Origin of the sequence: Staphylococcus sp. HMSC055C03 (genome assembly GCF_001809385.1) — a bacterium.
GTDB lineage: Bacteria > Bacillota > Bacilli > Staphylococcales > Staphylococcaceae > Staphylococcus > Staphylococcus simulans.
The window spans coordinates 20,393-36,501 of record NZ_KV797491.1 but is presented as its reverse complement, the minus strand read 5'-3'; the positions used below and the strand labels follow the sequence as shown (position 1 = coordinate 36,501).

The window sequence follows — 16,109 nt, the reverse complement described above, 5'->3', positions numbered from 1 at the left end:
TTCTATTACTGGACATTTATTAAATGCCTTGTCTGAAAATAAGATTATTACGCTTTTATGCGATAAAAACATTTACCTTCATCGTTTGTGGTGCCAATTTATGGGCATCACAAACAATCTAGGCATATTGCTAAACAATTGAACTGGAATAAGGAATATAAATCATTACTTTGGCAGAGGATTATAAAAAATAAAATTGCTAAACAAAAACAAGTGATTCAATATTTTTATAGAAATATTGATACCTCATTCTTTGATAACTGTGTTCATGAAACCAGATTAAATGATAGTACAAATAGAGAGGGACTAGCCGCAAAGTCTTATTTCAATATTATATTAGATTCAGGTGTTTCTAGAAATTCAGATGAATTTGTGAATGCAGGACTGGATTATGGCTATCAAGTATTATTAGCTGTATTTGTACGAACTATTGTTAGTAAAGGTTATTTAACTGAGATTGGCATAAAACATAAAAATGAATTTAACCCTTTTAACTTAGCATGTGATTTTATGGAAGTCTTTAGACCGTTGGTAGATTTTTTGGTTCTGCAAAATGTGTACGATCAATTTGAAAAGGACGAAAAAAGAGCGATTTTAAACATGTTTAATGAGAAAGTTAAGTTAAACAAAAAGAAATACTTTTTAGTCAATGCGATTGAAATATATTTGGATGGGATTTTTAAATTTTTGGAAAGTGGAGATGTAAACTTTATAAAAATGCCTATTTTCAACTTTTAAAAATTTGTGTTTGAAAGGAGTAATATGAGATTCTTGAGACTTTTTATTATGTTTGATTTACCTGTTGAAACTTCGAGAGAACGACGTGAATATAGAAAGTTTGTTAAATTTTTGTTGAATGAAGGATATGTCAGAAGTCAATATTCAATTTATTGTAAATTGATATTAAATAGAGGTACATTAAACCATCAAATAAGTAAGCTTAAACAAAACTTGCCTGCGCATGGAATTGTGCAATCGTTAATTGTCACTGAAAAACAATTTTCAGACATGACCTATCTAGTTGGCGAACCTAGAACGAAATATGATGTAAATACAACAGAAAGAATTCTTGAATTATGAAATTAGTTGGAGAATTTAATAAACCGATTGAAATAGCAAAGCAAAGATTAAATGTGATTTCTTTTCAGAATACTAGTAAATTGAATGCTTTAACTGAGGGACTTATAAAGTATAGTCAGTCTAAATCTAAAAATTATGATGAAAACGTTAGACTTGTAGCAGATGATTATCAAACAATATTACCTAATAAAGTAAACTTAATTATTGTTCCGTGCGGTGATATAAACCTCTTTGATAGTAAAATATTCAAGGAAGCATTATATCATCGTTTCGAACAACAAATTTTTAACGAAGAAACGACTAATTTATTATATAATAAGGTAGAGTCAACGATAGAAAGTTTCTTAAACTCATTAGAAATAAAGAATGAAAGTTATCAAGTTGACTTTCAATCCTCTAATATTGTTTTGAAAAAGTTGCTTGGCATGTTTAAACCAGACTTTCATAATGATTTAGATGATTTAAATGCGATAGAGCAACGCAAGTTATTTATAGACACATTAACATCAACAGAAAAAGAAAATGTGTTGGTTTTGTTATTTCCTGAAGCTCATTTAGGGCTTTCGGATATGAAGGCATTTAAAAAATATCTGCAGACTCTAAATATGTTTAGTATTATTGTTACGAGTCATCCTTATTTTATTATCGAGTCAGATACATTAGCGCTTATTAAAATGAATGGAGAACCGGTAAATACTAAACAAATAAGAGAAGAGTTATTGTTGTTTAAAGAAAAAGAAACAATAACTGATTTGGATAAGACAAGCAAAATGATAGCTTATCATGAATTTTGCCAACATCCATATCTTGATGATGAGTTCTTCATTCAATTTATGAACAAATATTAGTTTACTGTCATTATAAAGGTCTCTAAAACCTTGATTTCTCGTTGTTTAAGGTTTTAGAATTATGATCTTTTAGAATGAAGTAGAACCCTCACCATTCACACTTCCAACATAGCTCGTTTTAGAATTGTGATCTTTTAGAATGATTTAAACAAGCGGGTATAACTTAACTATTTATCATGCTTGTTTGAATGGAAAAATCTTTATATTTGTTTAGGAAATGTCTTTGACTTTTCATCTATCTGTGTTAAACTTAGTACAGTTTAATGTAAGTCTTTAATTGAGAGTACAGAGATGCTCCGAAGGCAGATAATTTACATGTTGAAACTAGAGAAAGTAACTAAGTAAACACTTTATTAAGAGGTAATTTTGTATGAACACGCAATTCACCAACCCTGATTGCCATACAAATTTAGTAAAGTAACCGACAAAACAGTTACTGATTTAAATAGTTGAGATAGTAAATCTCGCATGTTCTTCGTGTCCCGTGTCTCTCAATTGAGATACGGGATTTTTTTATGGAAAGGTGAGTGCGGGAATGACAGAACGTATTGTATTAGATGATGCAGGCATGCAGCGGACTTTAACACGTATCGCACATGAAATTCTAGAGTATAACAAAGGTACTGAAAATCTTGTGTTGCTTGGTGTGAAAACACGCGGAGAATTTTTAGCGAAACGTATTCAAATGAAGATTCAACAAATTGAAGACGTAAGTGTTCCTACAGGAACATTAGACATCACGCAATTCAGAGATGATTTAGAGTTACCGACACCTAAAATGTCTGAGAAGTCTTATGTCATTGATGTAGACCTTAAAGACAAAGTCGTTATCATCATTGATGATGTGCTTTATACGGGTCGAACTGTACGTGCGTCACTCGATGCAATCTTACTACATTCTCGACCACAAAAAATCGGGTTAGCAACATTAGTGGATCGCGGACACCGCGAATTACCAATACGCGCTGACTTCGTAGGTAAAAATATTCCAACTGCGAAAGACGAAGAAGTTTTAGTCTATGTAGACGAAACAGATGGTCGTAACGCAGTTATAATTGAATAGCTTACCCTTTTAAATCAGTACGAGAGACTGACAAAGGGTTAGATAAGAACTGTTGTCGACTTACAATACTAGCACGAGAGGCTACAAAGCTTGTAAGAAACAACTTCTAAAGAGGTACACGTGTATCTCAAACAGACAACACCTTCTTATCTTTCCCCCACAATGTCTCTTTGCACGCTGATTGCTGTAAAGAGATTTTTTTATGAAAGGAAGAAAGAGAAATGGAAAATGAACAAATGTTTGAGCGAACGGTGAAACCCGTACTAGATGTCAATGAAAAGCCGAAAGCAGGCCAATGGGCCTTCCTCAGCTTACAACATCTATTCGCGATGTTCGGAGCAACAGTCTTAGTACCATTCCTAACAGGCTTGCCAATTTCAGCAGCATTGCTTGCATCAGGAATCGGAACATTGCTTTATATCTTAATTACAAAATCAATGATTCCAGCATACTTAGGCTCAAGCTTCGCCTTCATCACACCGATTATTACAGGATTAAGTACACACAGCTTAGGAGACATGCTTGTGGCACTCTTCATGAGTGGTGTGATGTATGTCATCATCGGAATCTTAATCAAACTAAGCGGAATCGGTTGGCTTATGCATTTGTTACCGCCCGTTGTAGTAGGACCAGTCATCATGGTTATCGGATTAAGTCTTGCGCCAACAGCTGCCAACATGGCAATGTTTGAAAATACTGCAGACATGAAAGGTTACAACGTTACTTACTTGATTGTCGCAATGATCACGTTAATCACAACATTAGTTGTTCAAGGCTACATGAAAGGGTTCTTTTCACTGATTCCAGTCTTAATCGGAATCATTGTAGGTTACATCGCAGGCATCATCTTCGGCATCGTAGATTTCAAACCAGTGATGAAAGCATCATGGTTCGACTGGCCGCACATCTATGTACCATTTGTAGATTATCATCCAAGCTTCCACTTCGGACTGGTGCTCTTAATGGTTCCGATTGTATTCGTCACAGTCAGTGAGCACATCGGACATCAAATGGTCATCAACAAGATTGTCGGCAGAAACTTCTTCGAGAAACCAGGTCTTCACAGATCAATTATCGGAGACGGTGTATCTACAATGTTTGCAAGTATTATCGGCGGACCGCCAAGTACAACATACGGTGAAAACATCGGCATACTTGCGATAACAAAGATTTACAGTATCTACGTTATCGGCGGTGCAGCAGTCATTGCGATTATCCTGGCATTTGTAGGTAAGTTCACAGCATTGATTTCATCAATCCCAACACCAGTCATGGGTGGGGTATCCATTCTCTTATTCGGTATCATCGCTTCAAGCGGCTTAAGAATGCTGGTTGAAAGCAAGGTAGATTTTTCGGAAAACCGTAACTTAGTAATCGCGTCAGTTATTCTTGTGGTGGGTATCGGAAACTTAATGTTCGATATTCACGGCGTCAAAGTTGAAGGTATGGCACTTGCAGCACTTTCAGGTATCGTATTGAACCTAATTTTACCTAAAGTAAAACCGGAAACATCAAATAAATAAACTTTATCCAATTCTTAGGGGGAATTAACAATGAAACAATTAGTATCTATGGAACATTTATCAAATGAAGAAATCTATTCACTTATCGAAACAGCAATCGAATATAAACAAGGTAAGAAAGTTCATAAATTAAATGACACATACGTAGCAAACTTATTTTTCGAAAACTCAACACGCACAAAATGCAGCTTCGAAATGGCAGAACGTCGCTTAGGTATGCAAGAAATTCCATTTGAAACTAGTACTTCATCTGTTAAAAAAGGTGAGTCATTATATGACACATGCAAAACTTTAGAAAGCATCGGTGTAGACGCATTAGTTATCCGTCACCCACAAAATGATTACTACAAAGAATTAGAAGGATTAAACATCCCAGTCATTAATGGCGGAGACGGCAGTGGTCAACACCCAACACAAAGCTTACTTGACATCATGACAATCTATGAAGAATACAAAAAATTCAAAGGCTTGAACGTGTTAATCTGCGGAGATATTAAAAACTCACGTGTAGCACGCAGTAACTACCAAGCACTTACAGCTTTAGGTGCTAACGTTAAATTCGCAGCACCAGATGAATGGATTGACGATACTCTAGATGCACCATATGTCAAAATTGATGATGTCATCGAAGAAACGGATATTGTGATGTTATTACGTGTACAACACGAAAGACATGACGGAGAATTAAACTTTGATCCACATGAATACCATGAAAAATACGGTTTAACAAAAGAAAGATACAACCGCATGAAACCAAACGCAATTGTAATGCACCCAGCACCAGTGAACAGAGGCGTTGAAATTGATACAGAATTAGTAGAAGCGCCAAAAGCACGTATCTTCAAACAAATGAAAAACGGCATGTTCTTACGTATGTCAGTCATCAGCCATATTATAGCGGAACAACAGAAAGGGGTTCTTATCGATGTTGCTAATTAAGAATGCAAAAGTATTAAAAGACGGGAAATTAACAGAGGCTTCTATCTTAGTAGAAGACGACAAAGTAAAAGAAATCGCACCAGAAATCACAGTAGGTTCAGAAGTTGAAGTGATCGACGCAAAAGGTCGCTTCGCAGCACCTGGCTTAGTTGATGTACACGTACATTTAAGAGAACCAGGCGGAGAACATAAAGAAACAATTGAAACAGGTACAAAAGCAGCAGCACGCGGTGGATTCACAACAGTTTGTCCAATGCCGAATACTCGCCCAGTACCAGATACAGTTGAACATTTAGAAAAACTCAACAAATTAATTGAAGATAACGCACGCGTTCGTGTATTACCATACGCTTCAATTACAATCAGACAAGCAGGCAGCGAATTAGTTGATTTCAAAGGGTTAGCTGAGCACGGCGCATTTGCGTTCACAGATGACGGTGTAGGGGTACAAACAGCCGGCACAATGTATGAAGCAATGCAACAAGCAGCCAAATTAAACAAAGCAGTGGTTGCACACTGTGAAGATAACAGTTTAATCTACGGCGGCGCTATGCACGAGGGGAAACGCAGTAAAGAATTAGGTATTCCAGGTATTCCAAACATTTGTGAAGCTGTACAAATCGCACGTGACGTATTATTAGCTGAAGCAGCAGATTGTCACTACCACGTATGTCACGTTTCAACAAAAGAAAGTGTACGTGCTATCCGTGATGCGAAAGCAGCAGGTATCAAAGTCACTGCTGAAGTGACACCGCACCACTTATTAATGACAGAAGACGATGTCCCTGGTGACAACGCAATGTACAAAATGAATCCTCCTTTAAGAAGTAAAGAAGACAGAGATGCACTGATTGAAGGATTGTTAGACGGCACAATTGATTGTATCGCAACTGACCATGCACCACATGCAGCTGATGAAAAAGCACAACCAATGACAAAAGCACCATTCGGTATTGTCGGCAGTGAAACAGCATTTCCATTACTTTACACACACTTTGTAAAAAATGGAGATTGGTCATTACAACAATTAGTTGACTACTTAACAATTAAACCTGCACAGATCTTTGACTTGCCATACGGCATCCTAGAAGAAGGCAAAACAGCAGACTTAACATTAATCGATTTAGAAGAAGAGAGAGAAATCAAAGCAGAAGATTTCCATTCAAAAGCAAGCAACACACCATTCATCGGTTATAAAGTATACGGCAACCCTGTATTAACAATGGTAGCTGGAGAAGTGGCATTCAAGGAGGAATAAACAACAATGTTAGAAAAACGATATCTTGTATTTGAAGATGGTTCAATTTATGAAGGAAGAAAGCTGGGATCAGACAATCTGACTAAAGGTGAGATTGTCTTCAACACAGCAATGACGGGTTATCAAGAAACAATTTCTGACCCGTCTTACACAGGTCAAATCATTACATTCACTTATCCTTTAATCGGAAATTACGGTATTAACAGAGATGATTTTGAATCGTTAGTACCGACATTAAGTGGTGTAGTCGTAAAAGAAGCGAGTACACATCCTAGCAACTTCCGTCAACAAAAGACTTTCAACGATGTATTAGTTCAATATGATATTCCAGGTATTTCTGGTGTAGATACACGTAGTATCACACGTAAAATACGTGAACACGGAGTACTTAAAGCAGGTTTTACAGATCACGCTGAACATATTCCAGCATTCATAGAAGAACTTAAACAATTTGAACTCTCTCGTGACGAAGTACCGATGGTATCGACGAAAACACCTTATGTATCAACTGGCTCAGACTTAAGCGTCGTATTGGTAGACTTCGGAAAGAAACAAAATATCGTTAGAGAACTTAACGCACGCGGTTGTAATGTAACTGTCGTGCCATACAATACACCAGCTGAAATTATTCTTGGCATGTCACCTGACGGTGTTATGTTATCGAATGGCCCAGGAGACCCTGAAGATGTACCAGAAGCTGTGGAAATGATTCAAGGTATCTTAGGAAAAATTCCATTCTTCGGTATTTGTTTAGGTCACCAGCTATTTGCATTATCACAAGGTGCCGAAGCTTTCAAAATGAAGTTTGGTCACCGTGGTGCAAACCATCCAGTTAAAGACTTAGCAACAGGAAAAATTGCTTTAACAAGTCAAAACCATGGTTACGCAATTGATGAAGCTTCAGTTGCACACACAGATTTAGAAGTCACACATATTGCCTTAAATGATGGCACAGTGGAAGGATTAAAACATAAAACGCTTCCTGCTTTTTCAGTACAATATCATCCAGAAGCATGCCCAGGACCTACTGATTCAAATTACTTATTCGATCAATTCATTGATATGATGAAAGAATTCAAAGCGAAGGAGCGTACAGTCAATGCCTAGAAATAATGACATCAAAACCATTTTAGTGATTGGTTCAGGACCTATCATCATCGGTCAAGCTGCAGAGTTTGATTATGCCGGTACACAAGCGTGTTTAGCCTTAAAAGAAGAAGGTTACCGCGTTATCTTAGTCAATTCAAACCCAGCAACAATTATGACTGACAAAGAAATTGCAGATAAAGTTTATATCGAACCTTTAACACACGACTTTATCGCACGTATCATCCGTAAAGAACAACCTGATGCACTCTTACCAACACTTGGTGGACAAACAGGTTTGAACATGGCCATTCAACTTCATGACAGCGGTGTTTTAGAAGCGAACAATGTACGTTTATTAGGAACAAAATTAAGCTCAATTCAACAAGCAGAAGACCGTGAGTTATTCAGAAGTTTGATGAATGACTTAGATGTACCTGTTCCTGAAAGTGACATCGTCCACACCGTAGAACAAGCTTTTGCGTTTAAAGAACAAGTGGGATATCCATTAATCGTACGTCCAGCATTTACAATGGGTGGTACAGGCGGCGGTATTTGTCATAACGACGAAGAATTAAAAGAAGTTGTGACAAACGGCTTGCATTATAGCCCAGCTACACAATGTTTGATTGAAAAATCTATCGCAGGATTTAAAGAAATTGAATATGAAGTAATGCGTGATAAAAACGATAACGCCATTGTGGTTTGTAATATGGAAAATATCGACCCAGTTGGTATCCATACAGGTGACTCTATCGTTGTTGCGCCAAGTCAAACTTTGACAGATGTTGAATATCAAATGTTACGTGATGTATCATTAAAAGTTATTCGTGCTTTAGGTATCGAAGGTGGTTGTAACGTACAATTAGCACTTGATCCATATTCAATGAATTACTATATCATTGAAGTTAACCCACGTGTATCACGTTCATCAGCCTTAGCATCAAAAGCAACAGGTTATCCGATTGCGAAATTAGCAGCTAAAATTGCGGTTGGTTTAACATTAGATGAAATGTTAAATCCTGTCACAGGCACATCTTATGCGGCCTTTGAACCAGCATTAGATTATGTAATTTCTAAAATTCCACGTTTCCCATTTGATAAATTTGAAAAAGGCGAACGTGTACTTGGAACACAAATGAAAGCAACAGGTGAAGTTATGGCCATCGGCCGTACGTATGAAGAATCATTATTAAAAGCCATTCGTTCATTAGAATATGGTGTCCATCATCTAGGATTACCGAATGGAGAAAGTTACGATTTAGACTACATAAAAGAACGTATCTTACAACAAGATGATGAACGTCTTTTCTTCATCGGTGAAGCGATTCGACGTGGTACAACACTCGAAGAAATTCACGAGATGACTAAAATCGATTACTTCTTCCTTAACAAATTCCAACATATTATCGATATCGAACGTGAATTAAAAGCACATAAAGGTGATATCGAATATCTTAAATATGCGAAAGACTATGGTTTCAGCGATAAAGTCATCGCACATAGATTTGATATGGAAGAAGAAGATGTTTATCGACTCCGCCATGAAAATGATATTAAACCAGTATACAAAATGGTAGATACATGTGCTGCAGAATTTGAATCTGCGACACCGTACTACTATGGAACATATGAAAGAGATAACGAATCCATCGTAACAGATAAAGAAAAAGTGATTGTACTTGGTTCTGGTCCGATCCGTATCGGTCAAGGTGTTGAATTCGACTATGCGACAGTTCATGCCGTTTGGGCAATCCAAAATGCAGGCTATGAAGCAATCATCGTCAACAACAACCCTGAAACAGTGTCAACTGACTTTTCAATTTCAGATAAACTTTACTTCGAACCATTAACTGAAGAAGATGTCATGAACATTATTGAACTCGAACAACCTAAAGGTGTTGTAGTTCAATTCGGTGGCCAAACTGCCATCAATTTAGCAGAAAAACTTGCGAAACACGGTGTACAAATCTTAGGTACATCTTTAGAGAATTTAAACCGTGCTGAAGATAGAAAAGAGTTTGAAGAACTATTAAATACCATCGATGTACCGCAACCGAAAGGTAAAACTGCAACTTCCCCTGCAGAAGCTTTAGACAATGCACGAGAAATCGGTTATCCAGTTGTTGTACGTCCATCGTATGTATTAGGTGGCCGTGCGATGGAAATCGTGTATAATGATGCAGAGTTAGAAAACTACATGAGAGAAGCTGTAAAAGCGAGTCCTGAACATCCTGTACTTGTTGACCGTTACTTAACAGGTAAAGAAATTGAAGTTGATGCGATTTCAGATGGGGAAACAGTGATTATTCCAGGTATTATGGAACATATTGAACGTGCAGGGGTGCACTCAGGTGACTCTATCGCAGTTTATCCGCCTCAAACGTTATCTGATGAAGTGATTCAAACTTTAGAAGCTTATACAACGAAACTTGCGAAAGGCTTGGATATTATCGGTTTAATCAATATCCAATTCGTATTAGCACATGATGGTGTCTATGTCTTAGAAGTGAACCCAAGATCAAGTCGTACAGTACCGTTCTTAAGTAAGATTACAGATATTCCAATGGCACAACTTGCGATGCGTGCCATCTTAGGAGAAAAACTCAGTGACTTAGGTTACAAACCAGGACTTCAACCTTATTCAGAGGGCGTTTATGTTAAAGCGCCAGTATTCAGTTTTAATAAATTGAAAAATGTCGACATTACGCTTGGACCTGAAATGAAATCAACAGGTGAAGTCATGGGTAAAGATTTAACATTAGAAAAAGCATTGTTCAAAGGTTTAACTGCGAGCGGTGTGGAAGTAAAAGATCATGGTACAGTGTTAATTACTGTCAGTGATAAAGATAAAGAAGAAATGGTTAAAATCGCCAAACGTTTACATGAAGTGGGATATAAAGTACTCGCAACTTCAGGTACAGCTGCGAAATTAGCTGAAAATCATATTCCGGTTGAAACAGTGGGTAAAATCGGCGGTGAAGATGATTTATTAAATCGCATTCAAAATGGTGACGTACAAATTGTCATTAACACTATGACAAAAGGGAAAACGATTGAAAGAGATGGTTTCCAAATCAGACGTGCGTCTGTAGAAAATGGTGTGCCATGTTTAACATCATTAGATACAGCGAATGCGTTAACGAATGTGATTGAAAGTATGACATTCACAATGAGAAGTATGTAAAAGTAGTTAAAGTGGCTATAATGAAGATAGATTCAAGATTAAAAGGAGGATTTAACAGTGGAACAAAACATTATCGTATCCAATCGAGAAATTGCGGACCGCATTTTTGAAATTAAAGTAAAAGGACCTGTGACACGTAAAATGACACAACCTGGACAATTCGTTCATATTAAAGTAGGTGAAGGTTCACTGCATATGTTGAGACGTCCGATCTCAATTTGTCATATCGAACCTGAAATTGAAACCTTTACGATGTTATATCGTGCAGAAGGTGCTGGGACACAACGTCTGTCTCAAATGCGTGAGAATGATGCGATTGATATTATTGCACCTTTAGGTAATGGTTTCCCTGTTGAAAAAGCAGAACGTAAAGCGCTTCTTGTGGGCGGCGGTATCGGTGTTCCTCCTTTATATGAACTATCTAAACAACTGAATCGTCAAGGTATTGAAACAGTACATGTTTTAGGTTTCAGAAGTAAAAAAGATGTCTTCTACGCAGATGAGTTTGCGCAATTAGGTGAAACACACATTGTGACTGAAGATGGCACAATGGGAGCAAAAGGCTTTGTGACAAATGTGATTTCTGAGTTGCCGGTAGATTATGATATTTACTATACATGCGGACCTAAACCGATGTTAAAAGCCATTAAAGAACATGACAAATTAGCAGATGTTGAAGGTTTCTTATCACTTGAAGAACGCATGGGTTGCGGTATCGGTGCATGTTACGCATGTGTCTGCCATACACCTGAATCTGAAACAAGTTATGTCAAAGTTTGTACAGATGGACCTGTATTTGAGAAAGGAGCAGTCATCCTATGAGTCGATTAAATGTAGAAATTCCAGGATTAGAGTTAAAGAACCCGATTATGCCAGCAAGCGGTTGTTTTGCTTTCGGTGCTGAGTTCAGTCAATTTTATGACTTAAGTGAACTGGGTGCCATTATGATTAAAGCCGCTACGAAAGAAGCACGTTATGGTAATGAAACACCACGTGTTGCTGAAACTGATAGTGGTATGATTAATGCGATTGGGTTACAAAACCCTGGTGTGCATCACATTATTGAACATGAACTTAAGAAGTTAGAACAATTTGATGTACCGATTATCGCAAACGTTGCTGGTTCTACTGAAGAAGACTATGTATACGTGGCTGAACATATTTCAAAAGCACCAAACGTGAAAGCGTTGGAATTAAACATCTCTTGTCCGAACGTGAAAGAAGGCGGTATGCAGTTTGGTGTGGATCCAGTAGTTGCTGCTGAATTGACACGTAAAGTTAAAGCAGTTTCTGAAGTGCCTGTATACGTGAAACTTTCACCAAACGTAACAGATATTGTCGCAATGGCTAAAGCAATCGCACAATATGCGGATGGTTTAACAATGATTAATACATTAGTCGGCTTACGTATTGATGCGAAAACAGGGCGTCCAATTATCGCAAATACAGTCGGTGGCTTAAGCGGACCAGCAATCAAACCTGTCGCAATGCGAATGGTTTATCAAGTCAGACAAGCTGTAGATATTCCAATTATCGCAATGGGCGGTGTTCAAAACGCACAAGATGTTATAGACTATATTTCAGTGGGTGCGAATGCGGTAGCAGTTGGAACAGCTAACTTCCAAAATCCAATGGTATGTAAAGAAATCATTGATGAACTGCCAGCATTGCTCGACGACTTAGGTGTAAACCATATCAATGAATTGTACAAAAGGACTTTTGAGGTGACTAAATAATGGTAAATCGTAATTTACCTTTACCGATTATCGCATTAGACTTTGCGACGGCTGAAGAAGTAGAAAATTTCTTAGATTTATTTGATGAACCTTTATACATCAAAATCGGAATGGAACTTTATTATCAAACTGGCCCTGAATTAATCAACAAAATTAAAGCACGCGGCCACCAAATCTTCTTAGATTTAAAACTGCATGATATTCCAAATACAGTCAAACAAGCGATGGCTGGTTTAGGACGTTTAAATGTAGATTTAGTAAACGTACATGCTGCAGGCGGTACTGAAATGATGCGCCAAGCAGTTGAAGGCTTACGTAGCGTTAACAAAGACACTAAAATTATTGCGGTCACACAATTAACATCAACAACAGAAGAAATGCTGCAAAAAGAACAAAACATCCAAACTTCAATTGAAGAGGCTGTATTAAACTATGCACGTTTAACTAAAGAAGCTGGCTTAGATGGCGTAGTATGTTCACCATTAGAAGCAGAATTACTGACAAAAGAATTAGGTTCAGACTTCTTGAAAGTAACACCAGGTATTCGTCCAGCACATTACGCACAAGACGATCAAAAACGTATTACAACACCAGACAAAGCACGTGAAATGGGCTCTACACATATTGTAGTAGGTCGTCCAATCACACAAAGTGACAATCCGGTTGAAAGTTATCATCATATTAAAGAAAGTTGGTTAGGTTAAGATGTCAAAACAAATTGCGCAATCATTGTTAGATATTGGTGCAGTTGCACTATCACCGAATGATTTATTTACATGGAGTTCAGGGATTAAATCTCCGATTTATTGTGATAACCGTGTTACATTAGGTTATCCAGAAGTTCGTAACGCGATTCGTGACGGTTTAATCGAATTGATTCAAACACATTTCAAAGATGCTGAAATTGTATCAGGAACTGCGACAGCGGGCATTCCTCATGCAGCGTTCATCTCTGAAAAATTAGATATGCCAATGAGCTATGTACGTTCTAAAAGTAAAAGCCATGGTAAACAAAACCAAATCGAAGGTGCACCAAGTAAAGGTAAAAAAATCGTAGTCGTTGAAGACTTAATTTCAACAGGCGGTTCTTCTTTAGTTGCTGCAGAAGCATTAAGAGAAGCTGGCGCCGAAGTATTAGGTGTAGTCGCAATCTTTACGTATGGTCTTGCTAAAGCGGATCAAATGTTTAAAGATGCTGATATTCCGTTCTATACTTTAAGTGACTACAACGAATTAATCGACGTGGCTAAAGAACAAGGAAAAATTTCTGAGTCTGATATTCAATCTTTAGTTGAATGGAGAGACAATTTAGCATAAGATGGAATTGGATGGAGGGATGAGCCATGTCCAATACACATGCACAAACTGCTCATAAACCATTTGCGCACTTAAATAAGTTCTTATCCGCAAATGAAGATTACCGTGAGCCGGTCAATAATCATGATCAAGATGAAAATCAATGGTTATCGAATGAACACGAGAAAAACATATTCAAGAAATGTAAAACAGATATAAAAGAAAAAGGCTTAATTTAAAACAAACGACAAAATCCGCAATCATGAACACTCATTTTGAGCTTATGATTGCGGATTTTTAAATTTTAAGAAAAACGCGTCTAAGTCAAAAGTGACAGATAGACTAGCGTAAATATATTTTAATAAAGATATAACCGATAATAATCACTGCTAACATTGCTAAAATAGGTAAGAAAAAGTGAGACATCATAGACCTCCATTCATTCAATCATCTGATTAAGATTTACTCATTGTTTTGGAATAAAGTCATTATACTATGAATTGTGTCATACATATAGAAAAAGGTACTGTTTGATTCACTTTTGGTCTTTCACAATGTTAGCTTAAGTTAACCCTTTTAAGGAAAAACACAATTTCAATTAAGGCAGTTCTATGTATAGGTTGAGTTGCTTTTGTATAGTCATTCATGTATCGTTTTAAGTGTCAAAATAGTGATTTTTAAGTTGCTTAATTTTAAATTACTATGTGATTAGTAAATAGTAAGTCTATGAGGAGGGGATAGTGTGCAAATACCAAAGGTAACACCATTTTTAATGTTTAATAATGAAGCTGAAGAAGCGATTGAACTTTATACTTCAGTATTTGAAGACAGTGAAGTGGTTTCAATGGTGAAGTATGATGAGTTTGGAAGCGGAGAAGCGGGTGCAGTCCAACACGCAATTATTCGTTTAAAAGACCAAATTATTATGGCGATTGATAATTCTAATGGAACTGAAATACCGATGAATCCATCTATTTCTTTATTTGTGACAGTAGATAATGCTATGGAAATGGAACGTCTATACAGTGGATTAAAAAGCGGCGGTGCCATTTTAATGGCCAAAACTGAGCTTGGACCTTACAGAGAATTCGCATGGATACAAGATCGCTTCGGTGTGAATTTCCAACTAGCATTAATGGATTAATTTCATCAATGATATGTAAACAACTCATCTGATAGGTGGGTTGTTTTTTATTTACAGCTAGCTATGAAAGAAGAATATAATGAAGGTGAGTTATGAACAAACGCCATTTAAAAAGATAGATTGGTAGTCTGAATTTTGGAGTGATACCCATGATAGATATGCATAATCATATATTAATTGATGCAGATGATGGACCAAGAGATGAAGAAGCGGCTATTCAATTATTAAGACAAGCTAAAAAAGAAAATGTAACAAAAATTATTGCAACACCTCATTATACTAATAAATACGATAATTCTTTTGATAAAGTAAAGTTAAAAATAAAAAGATTATGTAAATAAAAAGAGTTTAAAGATTTAGGAATTCAAATTTATCCAGGACAAGAGGTAAGAATTCATCAGAATTTAATTGAAGATATTAAATCCGGAAAGGTAAGTGGTTTAAACAAGTCCAGATACTTACTCATTGAGTTTCCTCCTAACGACATTCCTGATTATACGTATCAAATGTTTCAAAATATACAGGATTTAGGTTATATTCCCATCATTGCACACCCTGAACGTAATATCGCTTTGTTGAAAGATATGAGTGTTTTATATAACTTAGTTCAGCAAGGAGCATTAAGTCAAATTACTTCAACGTCTTTAGTAGGGGATTTTGGTAAAGGAATTCAAGATGTATCGAATGAACTAATGAAATGCAATCTTGCTCATTTTATCGCATCTGATGCGCATGACTTTGAAGCTAGACCTTTTATGATGAAGTCTTTATTTAAAGAAGAAGTGTTATTGGATTTTTGTGAATCTATGATGAAGTTAATCAAGAATGCAGAAGCAATTATTAAAAACGAAGAAATTGATAAGCGTGAACCGCTTATTCCTGATAGTCAAAAAATTAAAGGTTGGATATTTTAAAATAAAGCACTCGAAAACATTTTGTCTTCGAGTGC

15 protein-coding genes and 1 pseudogene are annotated in these 16,109 nt (G+C 36.7%); all 16 read left to right on the top strand.

Annotation, left to right across the window (positions count from 1 at the left end; translation table 11 throughout):
- The first annotated feature begins 87 nt into the window (after positions 1 to 87).
- The 16 genes and pseudogenes from cas1 (at position 88) to HMPREF2603_RS05450 (ending at position 16,074) form a co-directional block, all read left to right on the top strand.
- A complete protein-coding gene (gene cas1 / locus HMPREF2603_RS05525; RefSeq protein ID WP_261676369.1) occupies positions 88 to 738 on the top strand; it encodes a type II CRISPR-associated endonuclease Cas1 in 651 nt (216 codons plus the stop codon).
- Positions 739 to 762: 24 nt separating this feature from the next.
- Complete coding sequence (gene cas2, locus HMPREF2603_RS05520; protein WP_002480613.1) at positions 763 to 1,080, top strand: CRISPR-associated endonuclease Cas2; 318 nt, start codon at positions 763 to 765, stop codon at positions 1,078 to 1,080.
- Positions 1,077 to 1,928: a P-loop NTPase family protein gene (locus HMPREF2603_RS05515; protein WP_060803935.1), complete on the top strand. Its 852-nt coding sequence runs from the start codon at positions 1,077 to 1,079 to the stop codon at positions 1,926 to 1,928. The genes cas2 and HMPREF2603_RS05515 overlap by 4 nt, the downstream gene beginning before the upstream one ends.
- Before the next feature lie 535 nt (positions 1,929 to 2,463).
- Positions 2,464 to 2,991: a bifunctional pyr operon transcriptional regulator/uracil phosphoribosyltransferase PyrR gene (gene pyrR, locus HMPREF2603_RS05510; protein WP_002480615.1), complete on the top strand. Its 528-nt coding sequence runs from the start codon at positions 2,464 to 2,466 to the stop codon at positions 2,989 to 2,991.
- A gap of 221 nt (positions 2,992 to 3,212) precedes the next feature.
- The gene (locus tag HMPREF2603_RS05505; RefSeq protein WP_060803936.1) at positions 3,213 to 4,514 is read left to right on the top strand and encodes a uracil-xanthine permease family protein; all 1,302 of its coding nucleotides are present in this window, start codon (positions 3,213 to 3,215) and stop codon (positions 4,512 to 4,514) included.
- A gap of 30 nt (positions 4,515 to 4,544) precedes the next feature.
- Positions 4,545 to 5,453, top strand: a complete 909-nt coding sequence (locus HMPREF2603_RS05500; RefSeq protein WP_060803937.1) for an aspartate carbamoyltransferase catalytic subunit — start codon at positions 4,545 to 4,547, stop codon at positions 5,451 to 5,453.
- Positions 5,440 to 6,711 (top strand): dihydroorotase, encoded by a 1,272-nt coding sequence (locus HMPREF2603_RS05495; RefSeq protein WP_002480618.1) that lies wholly within the window; start codon positions 5,440 to 5,442, stop codon positions 6,709 to 6,711. Before HMPREF2603_RS05500 ends, HMPREF2603_RS05495 begins: the two co-directional genes overlap by 14 nt.
- Before the next feature lie 6 nt (positions 6,712 to 6,717).
- Positions 6,718 to 7,818: a carbamoyl phosphate synthase small subunit gene (locus HMPREF2603_RS05490; protein ID WP_060803938.1), complete on the top strand. Its 1,101-nt coding sequence runs from the start codon at positions 6,718 to 6,720 to the stop codon at positions 7,816 to 7,818.
- A complete protein-coding gene (gene carB / locus HMPREF2603_RS05485) occupies positions 7,811 to 10,984 on the top strand; it encodes a carbamoyl-phosphate synthase large subunit (RefSeq protein WP_023015758.1) in 3,174 nt (1,057 codons plus the stop codon). Before HMPREF2603_RS05490 ends, carB begins: the two co-directional genes overlap by 8 nt.
- A 57-nt stretch (positions 10,985 to 11,041) precedes the next feature.
- Positions 11,042 to 11,806 (top strand): dihydroorotate dehydrogenase electron transfer subunit, encoded by a 765-nt coding sequence (locus tag HMPREF2603_RS05480; protein ID WP_060803939.1) that lies wholly within the window; start codon positions 11,042 to 11,044, stop codon positions 11,804 to 11,806.
- Positions 11,803 to 12,720: a dihydroorotate dehydrogenase gene (locus HMPREF2603_RS05475; protein ID WP_057511010.1), complete on the top strand. Its 918-nt coding sequence runs from the start codon at positions 11,803 to 11,805 to the stop codon at positions 12,718 to 12,720. Before HMPREF2603_RS05480 ends, HMPREF2603_RS05475 begins: the two co-directional genes overlap by 4 nt.
- A complete protein-coding gene (gene pyrF, locus HMPREF2603_RS05470) occupies positions 12,720 to 13,424 on the top strand; it encodes an orotidine-5'-phosphate decarboxylase (RefSeq protein ID WP_060803940.1) in 705 nt (234 codons plus the stop codon). Before HMPREF2603_RS05475 ends, pyrF begins: the two co-directional genes overlap by 1 nt.
- A gap of 1 nt (position 13,425) precedes the next feature.
- The gene (gene pyrE, locus HMPREF2603_RS05465; RefSeq protein ID WP_023015755.1) at positions 13,426 to 14,037 is read left to right on the top strand and encodes an orotate phosphoribosyltransferase; all 612 of its coding nucleotides are present in this window, start codon (positions 13,426 to 13,428) and stop codon (positions 14,035 to 14,037) included.
- Positions 14,038 to 14,063: 26 nt separating this feature from the next.
- On the top strand, positions 14,064 to 14,255 hold the full coding sequence (locus HMPREF2603_RS05460) for a hypothetical protein (protein WP_060803941.1): 192 nt from the start codon (positions 14,064 to 14,066) through the stop codon (positions 14,253 to 14,255).
- Positions 14,256 to 14,758: 503 nt separating this feature from the next.
- On the top strand, positions 14,759 to 15,160 hold the full coding sequence (locus tag HMPREF2603_RS05455; RefSeq protein WP_002480626.1) for a VOC family protein: 402 nt from the start codon (positions 14,759 to 14,761) through the stop codon (positions 15,158 to 15,160).
- Positions 15,161 to 15,309: 149 nt separating this feature from the next.
- A pseudogene (locus HMPREF2603_RS05450) lies at positions 15,310 to 16,074 on the top strand (tyrosine-protein phosphatase).
- Positions 16,075 to 16,109: the final 35 nt, after the last annotated feature.

What these genes read in the sequence shown, in the direction of transcription:
- HMPREF2603_RS05500 (WP_060803937.1), top strand. Translation starts at nt 4,545, where the DNA reads ATGAAACAATTAGTATCTATGGAACATTTATCAAATGAAGAAATCTAT.
- HMPREF2603_RS05475 (WP_057511010.1), top strand. Translation starts at nt 11,803, where the DNA reads ATGAGTCGATTAAATGTAGAAATTCCAGGATTAGAGTTAAAGAACCCG.
- HMPREF2603_RS05460 (WP_060803941.1), top strand. Translation starts at nt 14,064, where the DNA reads ATGTCCAATACACATGCACAAACTGCTCATAAACCATTTGCGCACTTA.
- pyrE (WP_023015755.1), top strand. Translation starts at nt 13,426, where the DNA reads ATGTCAAAACAAATTGCGCAATCATTGTTAGATATTGGTGCAGTTGCA.
- pyrF (WP_060803940.1), top strand. Translation starts at nt 12,720, where the DNA reads ATGGTAAATCGTAATTTACCTTTACCGATTATCGCATTAGACTTTGCG.
- HMPREF2603_RS05495 (WP_002480618.1), top strand. Translation starts at nt 5,440, where the DNA reads ATGTTGCTAATTAAGAATGCAAAAGTATTAAAAGACGGGAAATTAACA.
- pyrR (WP_002480615.1), top strand. Translation starts at nt 2,464, where the DNA reads ATGACAGAACGTATTGTATTAGATGATGCAGGCATGCAGCGGACTTTA.
- HMPREF2603_RS05515 (WP_060803935.1), top strand. Translation starts at nt 1,077, where the DNA reads ATGAAATTAGTTGGAGAATTTAATAAACCGATTGAAATAGCAAAGCAA.
- carB (WP_023015758.1), top strand. Translation starts at nt 7,811, where the DNA reads ATGCCTAGAAATAATGACATCAAAACCATTTTAGTGATTGGTTCAGGA.
- cas2 (WP_002480613.1), top strand. Translation starts at nt 763, where the DNA reads ATGAGATTCTTGAGACTTTTTATTATGTTTGATTTACCTGTTGAAACT.
- HMPREF2603_RS05490 (WP_060803938.1), top strand. Translation starts at nt 6,718, where the DNA reads ATGTTAGAAAAACGATATCTTGTATTTGAAGATGGTTCAATTTATGAA.
- HMPREF2603_RS05505 (WP_060803936.1), top strand. Translation starts at nt 3,213, where the DNA reads ATGGAAAATGAACAAATGTTTGAGCGAACGGTGAAACCCGTACTAGAT.